The 17,498-nt window shown below is 70.5% G+C and carries 13 protein-coding genes; 11 read left to right on the top strand and 2 right to left on the bottom strand.

Features of this window, described 5'->3' with window-relative positions; genetic code table 11:
- Positions 1-110 precede the first annotated feature (110 nt).
- From RM1_RS18200 to purB, 8 genes are all read left to right on the top strand, one after another.
- Positions 111-1,343, top strand: a complete 1,233-nt coding sequence (locus RM1_RS18200; RefSeq protein ID WP_072753138.1) for a bifunctional glycosyltransferase family 2/GtrA family protein — start codon at positions 111-113, stop codon at positions 1,341-1,343.
- Entirely contained in the window at positions 1,340-3,403 is a 2,064-nt protein-coding gene (locus RM1_RS18195; RefSeq protein ID WP_072753137.1) for a glycosyltransferase family 39 protein, read from the top strand. Before RM1_RS18200 ends, RM1_RS18195 begins: the two co-directional genes overlap by 4 nt.
- Positions 3,404-3,413: 10 nt before the next feature.
- Positions 3,414-4,667 carry a phosphoribosylamine--glycine ligase gene (gene purD, locus RM1_RS18190; RefSeq protein ID WP_072753136.1) on the top strand — a complete coding sequence of 418 codons (1,254 nt, stop codon included), beginning with the start codon at positions 3,414-3,416 and terminating at the stop codon, positions 4,665-4,667.
- A 175-nt stretch (positions 4,668-4,842) separates the two neighbouring features.
- On the top strand, positions 4,843-6,504 hold the full coding sequence (locus tag RM1_RS18185; protein ID WP_072753135.1) for a GMC oxidoreductase: 1,662 nt from the start codon (positions 4,843-4,845) through the stop codon (positions 6,502-6,504).
- Between the two features lie 322 nt (positions 6,505-6,826).
- Complete coding sequence (locus tag RM1_RS18180; protein WP_083576813.1) at positions 6,827-8,410, top strand: GMC oxidoreductase; 1,584 nt, start codon at positions 6,827-6,829, stop codon at positions 8,408-8,410.
- A 253-nt stretch (positions 8,411-8,663) separates the two neighbouring features.
- Positions 8,664-9,833 (top strand): pyridoxal phosphate-dependent aminotransferase, encoded by a 1,170-nt coding sequence (locus RM1_RS18175; protein WP_072753134.1) that lies wholly within the window; start codon positions 8,664-8,666, stop codon positions 9,831-9,833.
- A gap of 76 nt (positions 9,834-9,909) precedes the next feature.
- Positions 9,910-10,530: a TetR/AcrR family transcriptional regulator gene (locus RM1_RS18170; protein WP_072753163.1), complete on the top strand. Its 621-nt coding sequence runs from the start codon at positions 9,910-9,912 to the stop codon at positions 10,528-10,530.
- Positions 10,531-10,591: 61 nt separating this feature from the next.
- Complete coding sequence (gene purB, locus RM1_RS18165; RefSeq protein ID WP_027503443.1) at positions 10,592-12,013, top strand: adenylosuccinate lyase; 1,422 nt, start codon at positions 10,592-10,594, stop codon at positions 12,011-12,013.
- A 62-nt stretch (positions 12,014-12,075) separates the two neighbouring features.
- Here the strand turns inward: purB and RM1_RS18160 are convergent, their stop codons facing one another.
- The gene (locus RM1_RS18160) at positions 12,076-12,495 is read right to left on the bottom strand and encodes a MarR family winged helix-turn-helix transcriptional regulator (RefSeq protein WP_072753133.1); all 420 of its coding nucleotides are present in this window, start codon (positions 12,493-12,495) and stop codon (positions 12,076-12,078) included.
- A gap of 87 nt (positions 12,496-12,582) precedes the next feature.
- Here RM1_RS18160 and RM1_RS18155 point away from each other — a divergent pair, with 87 nt between their 5' ends.
- Positions 12,583-14,430 carry an ABC transporter ATP-binding protein gene (locus RM1_RS18155; RefSeq protein ID WP_072753132.1) on the top strand — a complete coding sequence of 616 codons (1,848 nt, stop codon included), beginning with the start codon at positions 12,583-12,585 and terminating at the stop codon, positions 14,428-14,430.
- 9 nt (positions 14,431-14,439) lie between these two features.
- Here the strand turns inward: RM1_RS18155 and RM1_RS18150 are convergent, their stop codons facing one another.
- Positions 14,440-15,915, bottom strand: a complete 1,476-nt coding sequence (locus RM1_RS18150; RefSeq protein WP_072753131.1) for an FAD-dependent oxidoreductase — start codon at positions 15,913-15,915, stop codon at positions 14,440-14,442.
- A 109-nt stretch (positions 15,916-16,024) separates the two neighbouring features.
- Here RM1_RS18150 and RM1_RS18145 point away from each other — a divergent pair, with 109 nt between their 5' ends.
- Together RM1_RS18145 and RM1_RS18140 are read left to right on the top strand one after the other, a co-directional pair.
- Positions 16,025-16,477, top strand: a complete 453-nt coding sequence (locus RM1_RS18145; RefSeq protein ID WP_072753130.1) for an HIT family protein — start codon at positions 16,025-16,027, stop codon at positions 16,475-16,477.
- A gap of 8 nt (positions 16,478-16,485) precedes the next feature.
- Positions 16,486-17,496, top strand: a complete 1,011-nt coding sequence (locus RM1_RS18140) for a 1-aminocyclopropane-1-carboxylate deaminase/D-cysteine desulfhydrase (RefSeq protein ID WP_072753129.1) — start codon at positions 16,486-16,488, stop codon at positions 17,494-17,496.
- The last annotated feature ends 2 nt before the right edge of the window (positions 17,497-17,498 follow it).

Raw genomic sequence — 17,498 nt, 5'->3', positions numbered from 1 at the left:
AGTGTGATGTAGCTCACATTTGTCGAGGTCCGGGCGATCCCTCGGCGCTCGCAGAAAGTTGCCAGCTTCGGTCCAGGGACACCACAGGTTCGGCCACGAGGGTTGGCCGCATGACGAACTCACTGGTCCGGGGCGCGACGGCGCCGGAACCGCCGGGCACGAAGACCGTTGCGCTGGACGTGGTGATCCCGGTGTACAACGAGGAACGCGACCTCGAGCGGTGCGTGCGGCGGCTGCGTGCGCACCTCGACGCGTCGGTTCCGTACCCGAGCCGGATCACCGTCGCGGACAACGCGAGCACCGACGCGACCCTCGCCGTCGCGGCGCGGCTCGCCGCCGAGTTCGACGGGGTCCGCGTGGTGCACCTCGACGAGAAGGGCCGTGGCCGGGCGTTGCGCGCGGTGTGGGGCTCCTCCGACGCCGAGGTCGTCGCGTACATGGACGTGGACCTGTCAACCGACCTGAACGCGCTGATGCCTCTGGTGGCGCCGCTGGTCTCCGGGCACTCCGACGTGGCGATCGGTTCCCGCCTTACCCGCTCGGCGCGGGTGGTCCGTGGGCCCAAACGGGAGTTGATCTCCCGCGGCTACAACCTGATCCTGCGCGGGGCGCTGCGCACCAAGTTCTCCGATGCCCAGTGCGGATTCAAGGCGATCCGCACCGACGTGGCCCGCAGGCTGCTGCCGCTGGTGGAGGACACCGGCTGGTTCTTCGACACGGAGTTGCTGGTCCTCGCCGAGCGGGTGGGCCTGCGGATCCACGAGGTGCCGGTGGACTGGGTCGACGACCCGGACAGCAAGGTCGACATCGTCGCCACCGCGATCGCGGACCTCAAGGGGGTGGTCCGGGTCGGTCGTGCACTGGCCACCGGAAAGTTGCCCGTCGCCGCGCTGCGCTCGAGCATCGGTCGCGAACCCCTCGTCCAGGGCGTCCCACACGGAATGGTCGGGCAGCTGATGCGGTTCGCCGTCGTCGGGGTCGCCTCCACCGTCGCCTATGCCCTGCTCTACCTGGCACTGCATCCCGCGATCGGGGCACAGGCGGCGAACCTGACGGCGCTGCTGATCACCGCCGTGCTCAACACCGCCGCCAACCGCGCGTTCACCTTCGGGGTGCGCGGCACGGCGGGTGCCGCCAAGCATCAGGCCCAGGGCCTCGCGGTGTTCGCGTTCGGATTGCTGCTCACCAGCGGATCCCTGTTCGCGCTGCACCGTTGGCTGCCCGACGCCTCCAAACATCTCGAACTGGCGGTGCTCGTCGCCGCGAACCTCGTCGCCACCGTCACCCGGTTCGTCGCGCTGCGCTGGGTGTTCCGCAATCACCACGAAGGAGTCACGCAGTGACCACCACAACCGACGCGCCGACGACCGTGGCGGCGTCCCCCGATCCCGCGCCGCCGCGCCGCGTGCCGGAGCCGTGGCTGCTGGCGGCGCTGCTGATCGGGACCGCCGTCGCCTACCTCTGGGGACTGGGCGCCTCCGGCTGGGCCAACTCGTTCTACTCAGCCGCGGTGCAGGCGGGTTCGGTGTCCTGGAAGGCCTTCTTCTTCGGCTCCTCGGATGCGGCGAACTCGATCACCGTGGACAAGCCGCCCGCCTCGTTGTGGGTGATGGCGCTGTCGGTGCGCGCGTTCGGCCTCAGTTCGTGGAGCATCCTGGTGCCGCAGGCGCTGATGGGGGTGGCCACGGTCGCCCTGCTGTGGGCGACGGTGCGGCGGTACTTCGGCGCCGCGGCCGGGTTGCTCGCCGGCCTCGTACTGGCGCTCACGCCGGTCGCCGCGCTGATGTTCCGGTTCAACAACCCGGACGCGCTGCTGGTGCTGTTCATGGTGGCCGCCGCCTGGGCGCTGCTGCGAGGCGTGTCCGACGGCCGTACTCGGTGGCTGTTCCTCACCGGCACGTTCGTCGGGCTGGGCTTCCTCACCAAGCAACTGCAGGTGATGCTGGTGGTGCCGCCGCTGGCGCTGACCTACCTGCTGTTCGGCCCGCCGAAGCTGGGCAGGCGCGTGCTGCAGCTGTTCGCCGCGCTGGCCGCGATGGTCGTCGCCGCCGGCTGGTGGCTGCTGACCGTCGAGCTGTGGCCCGCCGACTCCCGGCCGTGGATCGGCGGCTCGCAGGACAACTCGATCCTCGAACTCACCCTCGGGTACAACGGGCTCGGCCGACTCAACGGCAACGAGCGGGGCAGTGTCGTGCCGGGTGGCAGGGGCGGAGCCGAGGCGATGGCAGGCGGTCCCCCCGGCGGGGGCGGCGGGATGTGGGGGAGCACCGGCATCACCCGCGTGTTCGACGCGGCCCAGGGCGGTCAGATCGCGTGGCTGATCCCGGCGGCGCTGGCCCTCGGGGTGCTCGGGATCGTGCTGCGCGGTCGGGCATCCCGGCCCGACACCCAGCGGGCCGCCCTGGTCCTCTTCGGTGTCTGGCTGCTCGTCACCGGGCTGGTGTTCAGCTTCATGGCCGGCATCTTCCACGCCTATTACACGGTCGCGCTGGCCCCGCCGATCGCGGCGCTGGTCGGGGCGGGCGCGGTGCTCGGCTGGCGTCGACGCGATGCCCTGTGGGTGCGGATCGTTCTCGCCGTCACGGTCGCGATGACCGCGGCCTGGTCGTGGGAGCTGCTCGGGCGCAGCCCGGAGTTCGCGGCATGGCTGCGCTGGGTGGTGCTGGTTGCCGGGATCGCGTCCGCGGCCGCGCTGCTCGCGCCCCGTCTGACCGGGCGGGTGGCCGCGGTGTCGGCGGGCGCCGCCCTGTTCGCGGGCCTCGCCGGGCCTGCCGCGTACGCGCTTGACACGATCGTCTCCCCGCACGTCGGGTCGATCGTCTCCGCGGGCCCGAACACGGGCGGAGTGGGCGGCCCTGGCGGATTCATGTTCCGGGGGGAGGGGCAGGGTCCAGGGGGGTTCGCGGGCGGACGCGGCGGGATGCCGCCGACCGGCGTCATGCTGCCCGGTGGGGTCGCCGTGCCCGACGGGATGGTCCCACCCGGCCGCATCGGCGAGGGCGGGGCGGCGGGGCCGGGCTCGCCGGGCGGGCTGTTGCGCGGCAGCGAGCCGAGCGCGGAGTCGATCGCGCTGCTCGAGGCCGACGCCGACCGCTACACCTGGGTCGCGGCCGCCGTCGGGTCCAACAGCGCCTCCGGGTACCAGCTGGCCACAGGGGATCCGGTGATGCCGATCGGCGGCTTCAACGGCAGCGACCCCTCGCCGAGCCTGGCGCAGTTCCAGCAGTACGTGGCCGAGGGGAGGATCCACTACTTCATCGGGGGCGGCGGCATGGGCCCCGGTGGCGCGGGCGGCAGCGGTGCGGAGATTTCCGAATGGGTCGCACAGAACTTCGCCGCAACCACGGTCGATGGCGCAACTATGTACGACCTGACCGCGCCGCGGGTGGAGGCCGGGCCGTAGTCTGAGGCCCGTGCGCGTACTCGTTATCGGCTCCGGAGCCCGTGAACATGCCCTTCTTCTCGCCCTCGGGCGCGACCCGGGTGTGACGGCCCTGTTCGCCGCACCCGGCAACGCCGGGATCGCGAAGATCGCCGAGCAGCATCCCGTGGACGTCGCGTCCGGGGAGGCCGTGGTGGCACTGGCACAGAAGGTCGCCGCGGACCTGGTCGTGATCGGTCCCGAGGTGCCGCTGGTGGTCGGTGTCGCCGACGCCGTCCGCGCGGCCGGGATCGCGTGCTTCGGGCCGTCCGCCGACGCCGCCCGGATCGAGGGCTCCAAGGCGTTCGCGAAGGACGTGATGGCGGCGGCGGTTGTGCGGACCGCGCACAGCGAGATCGTCGACAGCCCGGCCAACCTGGACGAGGCCCTCGACCGCTTCGGTCCGCACTGGGTGGTCAAGGACGACGGGCTGGCGGCGGGCAAGGGCGTCGTCGTCACCACCGACCGCGGCGCAGCCCGCGATCATGCCGCCGAGCTGCTCGAGACCGGGCACCCGGTCCTGCTGGAGTCGTACCTCGACGGGCCGGAGGTGTCGCTGTTCTGCCTGGTCGATGGCGAGACGGTGGTCCCGCTGCTGCCCGCGCAGGACCACAAGCGGGTCGGCGACGGCGACACCGGGCCGAACACCGGCGGTATGGGTGCGTACACCCCGCTGCCGTGGCTGCCCGAGGAGACGGTGACCCAGATCGTCGACGAGGTCGTCGTCCCGGTGGCCGCGGAGCTGGTCAAGCGCGGCAGCGGCTTCTCGGGGCTGCTGTATGCCGGGCTCGCGATCGGCAAGGACGGCCCCGCCGTCGTCGAGTTCAACTGCCGCTTCGGCGACCCGGAGACCCAGGCCGTGCTGGCGCTGCTGGAGTCCCCGCTCGGTGAGTTGCTGAACGCCACTGCCACCGGCACCCTCGCCGAGGCGGCCCCGCTGCGCTGGCGCGACGGTGCAGCGGTGACCGTGGTGCTGGCCGCCGAGAACTACCCGGGACGCCCCCGCACGGGCGACGTGATCAGCGGCTCGGATGCGGACGGTGTGCTGCACGCGGGCACCGGCCTGCGTGAGGACGGCGCCGTGGTGTCCTCCGGCGGCCGGGTGCTCAGCGTCGTCGGGGTCGGGGCCGACCTGACGAGCGCCCGCGAGGACGCCTACGCCAAGCTCGCCGAGGTGCGGCTGCCCGGTGGGCACTTCCGCCGCGACATCGGGCTCGCCGCCGTCGAGGGCCGCATCAGCATCTAGGTGGACGCTGGTCCAGGTCGCTGTAGCGTAAAACCGTACCGGTGATCGTGTTCTCGCACAGGCGTTTCCGCGATCCGTTCCGGAGTGTGAGCGACGGCCGGATTACCGAACGGTAACGTGCAACTTCTCTCGTATAACAGGTTCCAGTTTGTTGGCCCCTGACAGAGAGGTTCCGTTGAGCGAGTACCAGGCGTCGCGCGGCAAGGCAGCGACCACTTTCAATCCCCAGCTCTCCCGCAGGAAGTTCATGGCGGCAACGGGTCTCGCGGTGGGGGCCGCGGCGCTCTCCTCCTCGTGGACCGCCGCGGCGGCGGCGCCGCGGCGCGCCCTCAACACCGGTGACCGGGTGCCTGCCCTGATCATCGGCAGCGGGTACGGCGGCGCGGTGGCCGCGCTGCGGCTGACGCAGGCGGGTATCGACACCCACATCATCGAGATGGGACGGGCCTGGACGACGCCCGGCTCCGACGGCAAGATCTTCTCCCCGATGCTCACCCCGGACAAGCGGGCCTACTGGTTGAGGACCCGTACGGCGCAGCCGGTTTCGCACTTCTCGGGTGGCTCGGTGGACAAGGACATCGAGAAGTACACCGGCGTCCTCGACTGCGAGAACATGGGCGGGATCAACGTCTATCAGGGCCGCGGCGTCGGCGGCGGTTCGCTGGCCAACGGCGGCATGGCGGTGACGCCCAAGCGCGGCTACTTCGAGGAGATCCTGCCCTCGGTCGACTCCAACGAGATGTACGGGACCTTCTTCCCAAGGGCGAACGCCGGTCTCGGCGTGAACAACATCGACCAGGCCTGGTTCGAGTCCACCGACTACTACCAGTTCGCCCGGGTCGGCAGGAAGACCGCGCAGCGCTCCGGATTCCAGACGACCTTCGTGCCCAACGTCTACGACTTCGACTACATGAAGAAGGAGGACGCGGGTCAGGTCGCCAAGTCCGCGCTGGCGGGCGAGGTCATCTACGGCAACAACGCAGGCAAGAAGTCGCTGGACAAGACCTATCTGGCGCAGGCATCGGCCACCGGCAAGCTCACCATCACCACGCTGCACGAGGTGACCAAGGTGGCGCCGGCCGCCAGCGGCGGCGGGTACTCGGTCGAGATGAAGCAGATCGACGAGCAGGGCAACACCGTCGCGACCAAGACGGTCACCGCGGACAAGGTCTTCTTCGCGGCGGGCAGTGTCGGCACCAGCAAGCTGCTGGTCGCGATGAAGGCGCAGGGTCACCTGCCGAACCTCCCCGGCGCGGTCGGTCAGGGCTGGGGCAACAACGGCAACATCATGGTCGGCCGGGCCAACCAGGGCTGGGACCCCACCGGCGCCAAGCAGTCGTCGATCCCGACGATGGGCATCGACAACTGGGCCGACCCGGCCGGTCCGGTCTTTGCGGAGATCGCGCCGTTCCCTGCGGGTACCGAGCTGTGGGTCAGCCTCTACCTGGCGATCACCAAGAACCCGGAACGTGCCCAGTTCCAGTACAACTCGTCGACCGGCAAGGTCGGGCTGTCGTGGCAGGCCTCGCAGAACCAGCCCGGCATCAACATGGCGAAGCGGGTGTTCGACAAGATCAATTCCAAGGAGGGCACGATCTACCGCACCGACCTGTTCGGTGTCTACAAGACGTGGGGCGACGGGCTGACCTACCACCCCCTCGGCGGCTGCATCCTGAACCAGGCGACCGACAACTTCGGGCGGCTGCCCGAGTACCCGGGCCTGTACGTGATGGACGGGTCGCTGGTGCCGGGCAATGTCGGCGTCAACCCGTTCGTCACCATCACCGCGCTCGCGGAGCGGAACATGGCCACGATCGTCGCGAACGATCTGCACTAGATCCATCCGAATCGGTGAACGCGTTCTCGTGAGAACGGAGGCGTCCCGCTGTGGCCTCGGCCTGCGCGGGGCGCCTCCTGTGCGCGACAAACCGTTGAACAGTACTGGTGAAAACGCTGCAGCACAGGAATTTCGAATAATCGGATATGGGCTGTGGGTTCTCGGTTTATTACCGGCCGGTATTGCGAATCTCGATGCTGTTACGGCTGTATAACGAGTTCTACTTTATTGGCTCGTGATCAGAGAGGTTCCGTTGACCGAACATCAGGCGTCGCGAAGCTTTACGGCGACCACGAAATCGCAGTTCTCCCGAAGAAGGTTCATGGCGGCGACGGGTCTGGCGGCCGGCGCCGTCGCCCTCGCACCGACCCTGAGCGCGACCACCGCCGCGGCCTCGCCGCGGCGCGCGCTCAACACCGGTGACCGGGTGCCCGCCCTGATCATCGGCAGCGGCTACGGCGGCGCGGTGACCGCGCTGCGGCTGGCGCAGGCGGGCATCGACACCCACATCGTCGAGATGGGCCGGGACTGGGGCACGGCCACCTCCGGGGTCTTCACCTCCACCACCTCGCCGGACAAGCGTGGGTTCTGGCTGAGGGATCGCACGGCGCAGCCGGTCTCGCACTTCATGGGCGTCTCGATCGACAAGCCCATCGAGAAGTACGTCGGAATCCTCGACTGCGAGAACATGGGCGGGATCAACGTCTACCAGGGTCGCGGCGTCGGTGGCGGCTCCCTGGTCAACGGCGGCATGGCCGTGACGCCCCGGCGCGGCTACTTCGAGGAACTGCTGCCCTCGGTCGACTCCAACGAGATGTACAACGTCTTCTTCCCGCGGGCCAACACCGGCTTGGGCGTCAACAACATCGACCCGGCCTGGTTCGAGTCGACCGAGTGGTACAAGTTCGCGCGCACGGGTCGCAAGACCGCCGAACGGTCCGGCTTCAAGACGGTGTTCGTCCCGAATGTGTACGACATGAACTACATGAAGCAGGAGGCCGCGGGCCAGGCCCCCAAGTCCGCCCTCGCCGGCGAGGTCATCTTCGGTAACCACTATGGCAAGAAGTCGTTGCCCAAGACGTATCTCGCGCAGGCCGCTTCGACCGGCAAGGTCACCATCACCACGCTGCACCGCGTCACCAAGGTCGTGCCGAGCGGGGCCGGATACTCCGTCGAGATGGAGCAGATCAACGAGCAGGGCGGTGTCGTCGCGACCAAGACGGTCACCGCGGACAAGGTGTTCTTCGCGGCGGGCAGCGTCGGCACCAGCAAGCTGCTGGTGGCGATGAAGGCGCAGGGTCACCTGCCGAACCTCTCCGGCGAGGTCGGCCAGGGCTGGGGCAACAACGGCAACGTCATGGTCGCCCGTGCCAACCACCTGTGGGATGCGACGGGCGGCAAGCAGTCGTCGATCCCGACGATGGGCATCGACAACTGGGACGACGCCGGGGGACCGGCGTTCGCGGAGATCGCGCCGTTCCCGGCCGGAGCCGACCTGTTCATCAGCCTCTACCTGGCGATCACGAAGAACCCGGAACGTGGCCAGTTCCAGTACAACTCGTCGACCGGCAAGGTCGGGCTGTCCTGGCAGGCCTCGCAGAACCAGCCCGGCATCAACATGGCGAAGCGGATCTTCGACAAGATCAACTCGAAGGAGGGCACGATCTACCGCACCGACATGTTCGGTGGGTACAAGGTCTGGGGTGACGGGCTGACCTACCACCCCCTCGGCGGCGCCATCCTGAACAAGGCCACCGACAACTACGGCAGGCTGCACGGGCACCCGGGCCTGTACGTGATGGACGGCTCGCTGGTGCCGGGCAACCTGGGCGTCAATCCGTTCGTCACCATCACCGCGCTCGCGGAGCGGAACATCGCCACGATCGTCGCGAGCGACATGCACTGACATGCGCACGATCGGTACCGAATAGCAGTACCCCCTGCCGGCAGCGGCCCCGAGGATCCGGTCCTCGGGGCCGCTGTCGTTGCGGTATCGCTCGGGCAGATCGCCCGGGCGCGCCAGTGCCCCGCGCCCGAACTCTTCTTGCGATTGCCGGGGCCGACGCGGCGCCTCGCGGCGTTGTCGCCTTGCGATGCATCCACGTGGATCCCCGGCAATCATCAATGGACTTCGAGCGCAAGGCACTAGCCTCGTCCCGGTGCGAGCAGAGTCCGAGCGATCCCAGGTCCCCACCTTCCATGTCATGGACGTCTGGAAGGCCGCCACCGAGCGGGCCCGAACCCACGGCGACGTCCTGACGCTGGCCGCGGGGCAGCCGTCCACCCAGGCGCCCGGTCCGGTGCTGCGTGCGGCGCGCGAGGCCCTCGACACCCAATTACTCGGCTACACCGAGACGTTCGGGATCCTGCCGCTGCGGGAGGCGATCGCCGGCTACCACAGCGAGAAGTCGTCGATCGCGGTCGATCCCGACGACGTCGTGGTGACCACGGGCTCCTCCGGCGCCTTCACGCTGATCTTCCTCGCGGCCTTCGACGCAGGCGACACAGTGGTCGTGGCGCGGCCCGGCTACCCGGCGTACCGCAACACGCTCACCGCGCTCGGCTGTCGCGTGATCGAGCTCGACTGCGGACCGGACACCCGCTTCCAGCCGACCGTCGCGATGCTCGAGGCGCTGGACGAGCCGCCGGCAGGCCTGGTCGTCGCCAGCCCGGCGAACCCGACCGGCACCGTCATCGACCCGGCCGAACTCGCCGCCCTCGCGCGCTGGTGCGAGGACCACGGCACCCTGCTGATCTCCGACGAGATCTACCACGGGATCGAGTTCGGTTCCGGTACCTCGGCGACCGCGTCGGCATGGGAGACCTCGCGCGAGGCGGTCGTGATCGGCTCGGTCTCCAAGTACTTCTCGATGACCGGTTGGCGGCTGGGCTGGATGCTGGTGCCCGCCGGGCTGCGCCGGGCGTTGCAGCGGCTCGCGTCGAACATGACGGTGTGCCCGCCCGCGATCTCGCAGTACGCGGCGGTCGCGGCCTTCACCGACGAGTCCATGACCGAGCTGGACGGGCACGTGCGGCGGTACGCGGCCAACCGCGACCTGGTGCTGGCCGCGCTGCCGCGGCTGGGCATCACGGACCTGGCCCCTGCCGACGGCGCGTTCTACGCCTACGCCGACATCGGACACCTCACAGACGATTCGACGTCGTGGTGCGCGGAACTGCTCCGGGAGACCGGGGTGGCGCTGGCGCCGGGCGTCGACTTCGACACGGTCCGCGGCGACCGGACCGTGCGGATCTCGTTCGCGGGCGCGACGGCCGACGTCGAAGAGGCGCTGGAGAGATTGGGACGCAGTGCTGCACTCGGACACTGACGGGACGGCGGCCTCGCCCGCACCCGCTCCAGCGAAATCGACTCGGCGCAGCGCTTCCGCTGGCACGATGGGCCGGGTGTCTTCCGCGGCGACTCCCAAAGGCGAACGACGCCGGATGGCGCTCGTCGAGGCCGCGGCGGATCTGATGCTCGAGGGCGGGTTCGAGGCGGTCCGCCATCGGGCGGTGGCCCAGCGCGCCGGCCTGCCGCTGGCGTCGACGACCTACTACTTCGAGTCCCTCGACGACCTGATCGCGCGGGCTGTGGAGCTGAGCGGCAGCCGGGAGATGGACGCCATGCGCGCCCGGATCGACGAGATCACGCAGGCCGACCGCGACGCGGCGGCCGTCGTCGAACTGATCATCGAGCTGCTGGTCGGCCCGATCGAGGGCGCGGCGCGGGAACACCTCATCGCCCGGTACGAGTGCTTCATCGCCTCCGCCCGGCACCCCCAGTTGCAGGAGGTGCAGCGGCGGTTACGGATCCAGTTCGACGATGCCCTCGGTGAGGTGCTGCGCCGATCAGGGCGGCAGGTCCGGCAGGAGGGGCTGCGCAGGCTGATCTGCGTGGTGGACGGGGCCGTCGTCGGGGCGCTGAGCGAGTCCGATCCCGACCCCGAGCAGTTGGCAAGGGAGATGCTGTCGGAGGTCATCGACGTGGCCGCGCCGCCGCTCCCGCAGGAGGAACCGGAGCCGTAGCCGCCCGCCCCGGGTGGCGCGGCTGCCGGTCCGGCGGGCGGCGGCCGTAAACTGGGCGCTCGTGAGCCGCATCCCCAACGTCCTTGCCAACCGATACGCCAGCCCCGACCTGAGGGAGCTGTGGTCGCCCGAGCACAAGATCGTGCTGGAGCGTCAGCTGTGGCTGGCGGTGCTGCGGGCGCAGGCCTCGCTCGGCATCGACGTGCCCGAGGACGCGCTCGCCGACTACGAGCGGGTCCTCGAGCAGGTGGACCTCGACTCCATCGCGGACCGGGAGCGGGTGACCCGGCACGACGTCAAGGCGCGGATCGAGGAGTTCAACGCCCTCGCCGGACACGAGCACGTGCACAAGGGCCTGACCAGTCGCGACCTCACCGAGAACGTCGAGCAGCTGCAGGTCTTCCGTTCGCTCGAGCACGTGTACGCGCACGGCGTCGCGGTCGCGGCGCGGCTCGCGGAGAAGGCCGCCGAGTATTCCTCGCTGGTGATGGCGGGCCGCAGCCACAACGTCGCCGCGCAGGCCACCACCCTCGGCAAGCGCTTCGCCTCCGCAGCCGACGAGATGCTGGTCGCGCTGACCCGCCTGCGCGAGCTGATCGACCGGTACCCGCTGCGCGGCATCAAGGGCCCGATGGGCACCGCCCAGGACATGCTCGACCTGCTCGGCGGCGACACCGAGAAGCTGGACTTCCTCGAGGCGAAGGTCGCCGAGCACCTCGGCTTCGCGCACGTGCTGACCAGCGTCGGGCAGGTGTACCCGCGCTCGCTCGACCACGACGTGCTGTCCGCGCTGGTGCAGGTGGGTGCGGGCCCGTCCTCGTTCGCGCACACCATCCGCCTGATGGCGGGCCACGAGCTGGTCACCGAGGGCTTCCAGCCCGGCCAGGTCGGCTCGTCCGCGATGCCGCACAAGATGAACACCCGTTCGTGCGAGCGCGTCAACGGCCTGCAGGTCGTGCTGCGCGGCTACGCGTCGATGGCCGCGGAGCTGGCCGGCGCGCAGTGGAACGAGGGCGACGTGTTCTGCTCGGTGGTCCGCCGGGTGGCGCTGCCGGACGCGTTCTTCGCGATCGACGGACAGATCGAGACCTTCCTGACCGTGCTCGACGAGTTCGGTGCGTACCCGGCGGTGATCGAGAAGGAGCTCACCCGCTACCTGCCGTTCCTGGCCACCACCCGGATGCTGATGGCCGCCGTGCGCGCGGGCACCGGCCGCGAGACCGCGCACGAGGTCATCAAGGAGCACGCCGTCGCCGTCGCGCTGGCGATGCGTGAGGACGGCCGCGAGCCCGACCTGCTCGACCGCCTGGCCGCCGACGACCGCTTCCCGCTGGACCGCGCGCAGCTGGACGCCGCGCTGGAGGACAAGTCCGCCTTCATCGGCGCTGCCGAGTCCCAGGTGGCCACGGTGGTGCGCCGGGTCGGCCTTCTGGTGGAGCAGAACCCCGAGGCGGCGGGCTACAAGCCCTCGCCGATCCTCTAGGCGGCTGCGCCGCCCGTGCGCGGTTGACGAGTCCAGACACTCGTCAACCGCGCACAGGCGCGTCAGCGCAATTTGTCGAGGATGCGGCGCAGCTCGGCGCGATCGTGCTCGTCCAACGGCGCGAAGAAGTCCTCGGCGTCGGCGGCGCGCGCGGTCTCGAGTTCGCCGATGATGCGGCGACCGGCCTCGGTCAGGCGCACGCACGTGGCGCGCCGGTCGGCGGCGTCCGGGACCCGTTCACTGAGCCCGCGTTGCTCGAGCCTGTCGACCACCTCGGTGGCGGACCGCGGCGCGATGCGCAGCGCCTTCGCGACGTCGCCGAGCCGAGGTTGCCGGTCCGTGTCGCGGCCGATCACGTGCAGCGCGCGGTACTCGTGCGGGGACAGCTGCCACGGCTCGAGCGCGACGAACCAGCGTCGGCGCAGGGCGCGGGCGCTGGACATCACGAGGTCCCGGAGGGTGTCGGGGTGGCGCTGGTCCATGGTGACTTAGGCTACCTCACTTGACAGTAACCTCATAGTGAGGGAGCCTCAGTATGTCTGACCCCGACATACGAGAGGGGTGGTTGTATGACAAGCCCCCGAAGCGGCGAGCCCGGACCGGGTCCCCGCTCACGCAAGATCGATCCCGCCGACCGCGCCCAGCTGGCGGAGTCGCCGGTGAGCCTGCGCCGGATCGGCGCCCTGTTCTCGCCCTACCGCCCGCAGATCGCGGTGGTCACCGTGCTGATCATCGCGGCATCCGCCGTCTCGCTGGCCAATCCGTTCCTGGTCCGCGCCGTCATCGACAAGGCCATTCCCGACCAGGACGTCACGCTGCTGGTGTGGGCGGTGATCGGCATGCTCGCGGTGACCGTCGTCGGCTCGGTGCTCGGCGTCGTGCAGACCTGGATCTCCACCACGGTCGGCCAGCGCATCATGCACGGACTCCGGACCCGGGTGTTCGCCCACCTGCAGCGGCAGTCGCTCGGCTTCTTCACCCGCACCAGGGGAGGGGAGATCCAGTCCCGCCTCACCAACGACATCGGCGGCATGCAGACCGTGGTCACCTCGACCGCCACCTCGATCGCCTCCAACGTCACCACCGTCGTCGGCACGTCCATCGCGATGGCCGTGCTGAGCTGGCGGCTCTCGCTGCTCTCCCTGATCGTGCTCCCACCCGCGATCTGGTTGACCCGCAAGGTCGCCCGGATGCGACGGGAGATCACGGCGCAGCGCCAGCGCACCCTCGCCGACATGCAGACCCAGATCGAGGAGTCCCTGTCCATCAGCGGAATCCAGCTCGGCAAGACGCTGGGGGCGGGTCCGGCGATGTCGGAGCGCTTCGCGGACACCTCGCACCGCCTGGCCGATCTCGAGGTCAGGTCGCAGCTCTCCGGCCGCTGGCGGATGGCCACGATGAATATCGTCTTCGCCGCCATCCCGGCGCTGCTCTACCTCGCGGCGGGACTGCCTGCCACCTCCGGCGGCATGACCATCGGCACCCTGGTGGCGTTCACCGGGCTGCAGGCGGCGCTGTTCCGGCCGCTGATGAGCCTGCTCGACGTCGGCGTCTCGGTGACCAGTTCGCTCGCCCTGTTCAGCCGCATCTTCGAGTACCTCGACCTCCCCGTCGAGATCGACGACCCCGAGCACCCCGTGCACCTGTGCCGCGAGGACGTGGCGGGCGCGGTTCGGCTGGCCGACATCGGCTTCCGCTACGAGGGGGCGGACCGGAACGCCCTCGACTCCGTCAGCATCGAGGTGCCCGCCGGTTCCTCGCTCGCGCTCGTCGGCGAAACCGGTTCGGGCAAGACCACTCTCGCGTCCCTGGTGGCCCGGCTCCACGACCCGAGCTCCGGTTCGGTGAGCATCGACGGGGTCGACCTGCGGTCGATCCCGCTCGCGGAACTGTCCGAACTGGTCGGCGTCGTGTCCCAGGAGACGTACCTGCTGCACGCCACCATCCGCGAGAACCTGCGGCACGCCAGGCCCGACGCCACCGACGCCGACATCGAGGCGGCGGCGCGCGACGCCCAGGTGCACGAGCTGATCGCCTCCCTGCCCGACGGCTACGACACCGTCGTCGGCGCGCGAGGTCACCGGTTCTCGGGCGGCGAGAAGCAGCGCATCGCGATCGCCCGCACCCTGCTGCGCGACCCGCGGGTGCTGATCCTCGACGAGGCGACCAGCGCGCTGGACAACGAGACCGAGCGGGCCGTGCAGGCCGCGCTCGACACCGTGAGCCGGGGACGCACCACCATCACCATCGCGCACCGGCTGTCCACGATCCGCGACGCGGACCAGATCGTCGTGCTCGATCGCGGGCGCGTCGCCGAACGCGGCACCCACGCGGAGCTGGTCGAGCTCGGCGGTCGGTACGCGCGGTTGCTGGCGCGGGCGGCCGTGCCGTCCGACGCGCTGGCCCTCGCGCGCTGACCGATCGCCTCAGTCGGCCCCGGCGGCGGCGACCCCGGCCCGGCGGCCGAAGAAGGTGCCGTCGCCGAGCGAGGTCCCGCTGATGTAGCCCCACGAGTGCAGACCGGAGGTGGCCCGCCCGGCCCCGTACAGGCCGGGGATCGGGTCGCCGTCGAGGTCGAGAACGTGGCCGTCGACGGTGGTGCACAGACCGCCGATGGTGAACACCTCCGCGCCGCCGCGGCCCGCCTCGCCGTACTCCGGCGGGGCGATGCCGCGCTGGACGTCGATCGCGGCGAACGGCGACTGCAGCGGACGCAGCCACGTCGCGGACTTGTGGAAGTACGGGTCCTCGCCCTCGGCGGCGTGCCGGTTGTACTCGCCGACGGTGGTGACCAGCGCGCCAGGCGGCATGCCGATCTGCTGTTCCAGGTCCTCGAGCGTCTCGGCCACGAAATGCGGTTGGACGCCCCAGCGTTCGTCGACCGGCACCTCCTCGTAGGCCTGCTCGTCGAGGATCACCCACACCTTCAGCCCGTGCCTGTACAGCGCCGCCTGCCCAACCAGGCCGGGGTAGACGTCCTCGTTGATGAAGCGCTGGCCGACGCTGTTGACGATCATGCCGCGCACCATCATCCCGGGGATCAGCGAGATGCCGACCTGCCCGGCGGACATGTGCTTGACGGCGGCGCCGACGGCCTGGGCCATCACGATGCCGCGGCCGTCGTCGCCGCCGTCGCTGTTGACGCCGAGCCCGACCAGCTGCGGGGCGTGCTGCGCGACCATCTCCGCGTTGTCGGCGAACCCGCCGGTGGTGAGCACCACGCCGCGGCGCGCGCGGTAGGCGTACGTCTTGCCGTACTGGCGGGCGACGACGCCGACCACCCGGCCGCCCTCGACGATCAGCCGGGTCGCGTAGGTATCGGTGTGCACCGCCGCGTCGGTGGCCGCGACGGCCTCGGTCAGCTTCTGCATCAGGACCTTGCCGCCGAACCCGTCCGAGGTGACGCGGTGCCCGCGGGGCGCGGGCTTGGCGAGTTCCGCAAAGGGATAGGAGTTCTCGCCCATCCACATCAGGCCGTCGTCGGTCGGCGGCACCCAGGTGGGGGAGCTCCACAGCGACGGCTTGAACGGCACGCCGTGGTCGACCAGCCATCGGTGGTGATCCACGCTGGCGCGGCTGTAGAGGCCGACCTTCTCCTTGTCGGCGTCGGGCCCGAGGGCGGCCAGCAGGAACGCCTCCATGTCCTGCGCGGTGTCCTCGAATCCGCAGGCCCGTTGGATCTCGGTACCGCCGCCGAGGTACATCTCGCCGCCGGACAGCGCCGACGATCCGCCGCCGCCGCTCGCCTTCTCCAGGATGACGACCTCGGCGCCCGCGGCCGTTGCCTCCAGGGCCGCGGCCGCGCCCGCGCAGCCGTAGCCGACGATCAGGACATCGGTCCCGTGATCGAAATGTTCGACGTCGCCCGCTTCGAGGGGCGCCACCGGATTGCGTGCGCTCATGTCGCAACTCCCATCCACTGTCGGTGGGCACACGCTAGGACCGTCGCGGCGGCGCGAGAAGGGGATTGCCCGTCCACCGGGATGTCGATGGGGCCTATCATCAATCCCCATGAGCCACTGCATATTCTGTGCCATCATCGCGCGCGAGGCGGAGGCGAGCCTCGTGTACGAGGACGAGCACACCGTGGCGTTCATGGACATCCGCCCGTTCACCCCCGGCCACCTGCTGGTGGTCCCGAAGCGGCACGCGTCGGGGCTCGCGCAGCTCGACCAGGAGGACGGCGGCCGGATCTTCGCCGTGGGCCAGCGATTGGCGGCCGCATTGCGTGACAACGGCACCGACGCGGCGGGCCTGCCCGCCGACGGTCCGCGCGCCGACGGGGTGAACCTCTTCCTCGCCGACGGCGCCGTCGCCGGCCAGGAGGTCTTCCACGTGCACCTGCACGTCATCCCGCGCACCCCCGGCGACGGTTTCGGTCTCCGCGGCCGGCCCGTGGCCGCGCGTCGGCCGGATCTCGACTACCTGGCCGGCGCGCTCCGCCGCCGGCTCGACTCGGTCTAGGCGCCCGCATGGACCAGACGACCGGCCCCGCGCTGCATCGGCTCTTCCCGGAGCTCGAGGCGACCCTCCCGTACCGCAGGCTCGGCTCCGGCCCGACCCCGATCGCCCACCTGGAGGGGCTTGGCCGGGCGAACCGGCTGTGGTGCAAGGACGAGGGCGTCTACGGCGCGGGCGGCTGGGGCGGCAACAAGGTGCGCAAGCTGGAGTGGATCATCCCGGACGTCCTCGCCCGTGGTTCCCGGCAGATCTTCACTGTCGGCGGACAGGGCACCAACTGGGGGCTGGCGACGGCCCTGTACGCCCGCGAGTTCGGCATCGACACGGCCCTGGCCCTGATCGATCAGCCGATGGACGAGCACGTGCACGAACAGCTCGAACGCCTGCGGCGCTCCGGTGCCGCACTGCATTTCACCAGGACGAAGGCCCGCACGATCGCGGCGGCGCCGTGGCTGATGGTGCGGCACGCGCGCGGCGGGCACCTGCCCTACTTCCTGCCCGCGGGCGGATCCTCGCGCCTCGGGACGCTCGGCTACGTGGAGGCCGCGCTGGAGCTGGCCGCGCAGGTCGAGGCGGGCGCGATGCCGGAACCGACGCACGTGGTGACGCCGGTGGGTTCGGGCGGGACCGCGGCCGGGCTGCTGCTGGGACTGCACCTGGCCGGCCTGCGTACCCGGGTGGTCGGGGTGGTCGTCAACGACACCTTGCCGCTGGCCGAGCGGGACCTCGTCGGGCTGGCAGGCAAGACCGCGCGGCTCCTCACCCGGCGCGGGGCCGCGCTCGGCCCTGTCGAGTTCGAGCCGGGAGCGATCACCGTGACCCGCGATTGGCTCGGGCCCGGATACGGGTTCGGCACGCCGGAGGGATCGGCCGCGCTGCGGGTCGGCGCCGACCACGGGCTGACCCTCGACCCCGTCTACACCGCGAAGGCGCTCGCGGGCGCGCTGGCGATGGACGCGGACGGCACCCTTGGCGACGGGCCCGTGCTCGTGGTCGACACCTACGGCCCGCGCGGGGACTGAGC

Origin of the sequence: Rhodococcus maanshanensis NBRC 100610, from assembly GCF_001894865.1 — a bacterium.
GTDB lineage: Bacteria > Actinomycetota > Actinomycetes > Mycobacteriales > Mycobacteriaceae > Rhodococcus_G > Rhodococcus_G maanshanensis.
The sequence above is the reverse complement of the archived record's forward strand: the minus strand, read 5'-3'. Positions and strand labels throughout refer to the sequence as shown.

Bases quoted from the DNA above. Each gene is read 5' to 3' on its own strand.
- RM1_RS18200 (WP_072753138.1), top strand. From the start codon at position 111: ATGACGAACTCACTGGTCCGGGGCGCGACGGCGCCGGAACCGCCGGGC.
- RM1_RS18180 (WP_083576813.1), top strand. From the start codon at position 6,827: ATGGCGGCGACGGGTCTGGCGGCCGGCGCCGTCGCCCTCGCACCGACC.
- RM1_RS18160 (WP_072753133.1), bottom strand. From the start codon at position 12,495: ATGGACCAGCGCCACCCCGACACCCTCCGGGACCTCGTGATGTCCAGC.
- RM1_RS18155 (WP_072753132.1), top strand. From the start codon at position 12,583: ATGACAAGCCCCCGAAGCGGCGAGCCCGGACCGGGTCCCCGCTCACGC.
- RM1_RS18150 (WP_072753131.1), bottom strand. From the start codon at position 15,915: ATGAGCGCACGCAATCCGGTGGCGCCCCTCGAAGCGGGCGACGTCGAA.
- RM1_RS18145 (WP_072753130.1), top strand. From the start codon at position 16,025: ATGAGCCACTGCATATTCTGTGCCATCATCGCGCGCGAGGCGGAGGCG.
- RM1_RS18140 (WP_072753129.1), top strand. From the start codon at position 16,486: ATGGACCAGACGACCGGCCCCGCGCTGCATCGGCTCTTCCCGGAGCTC.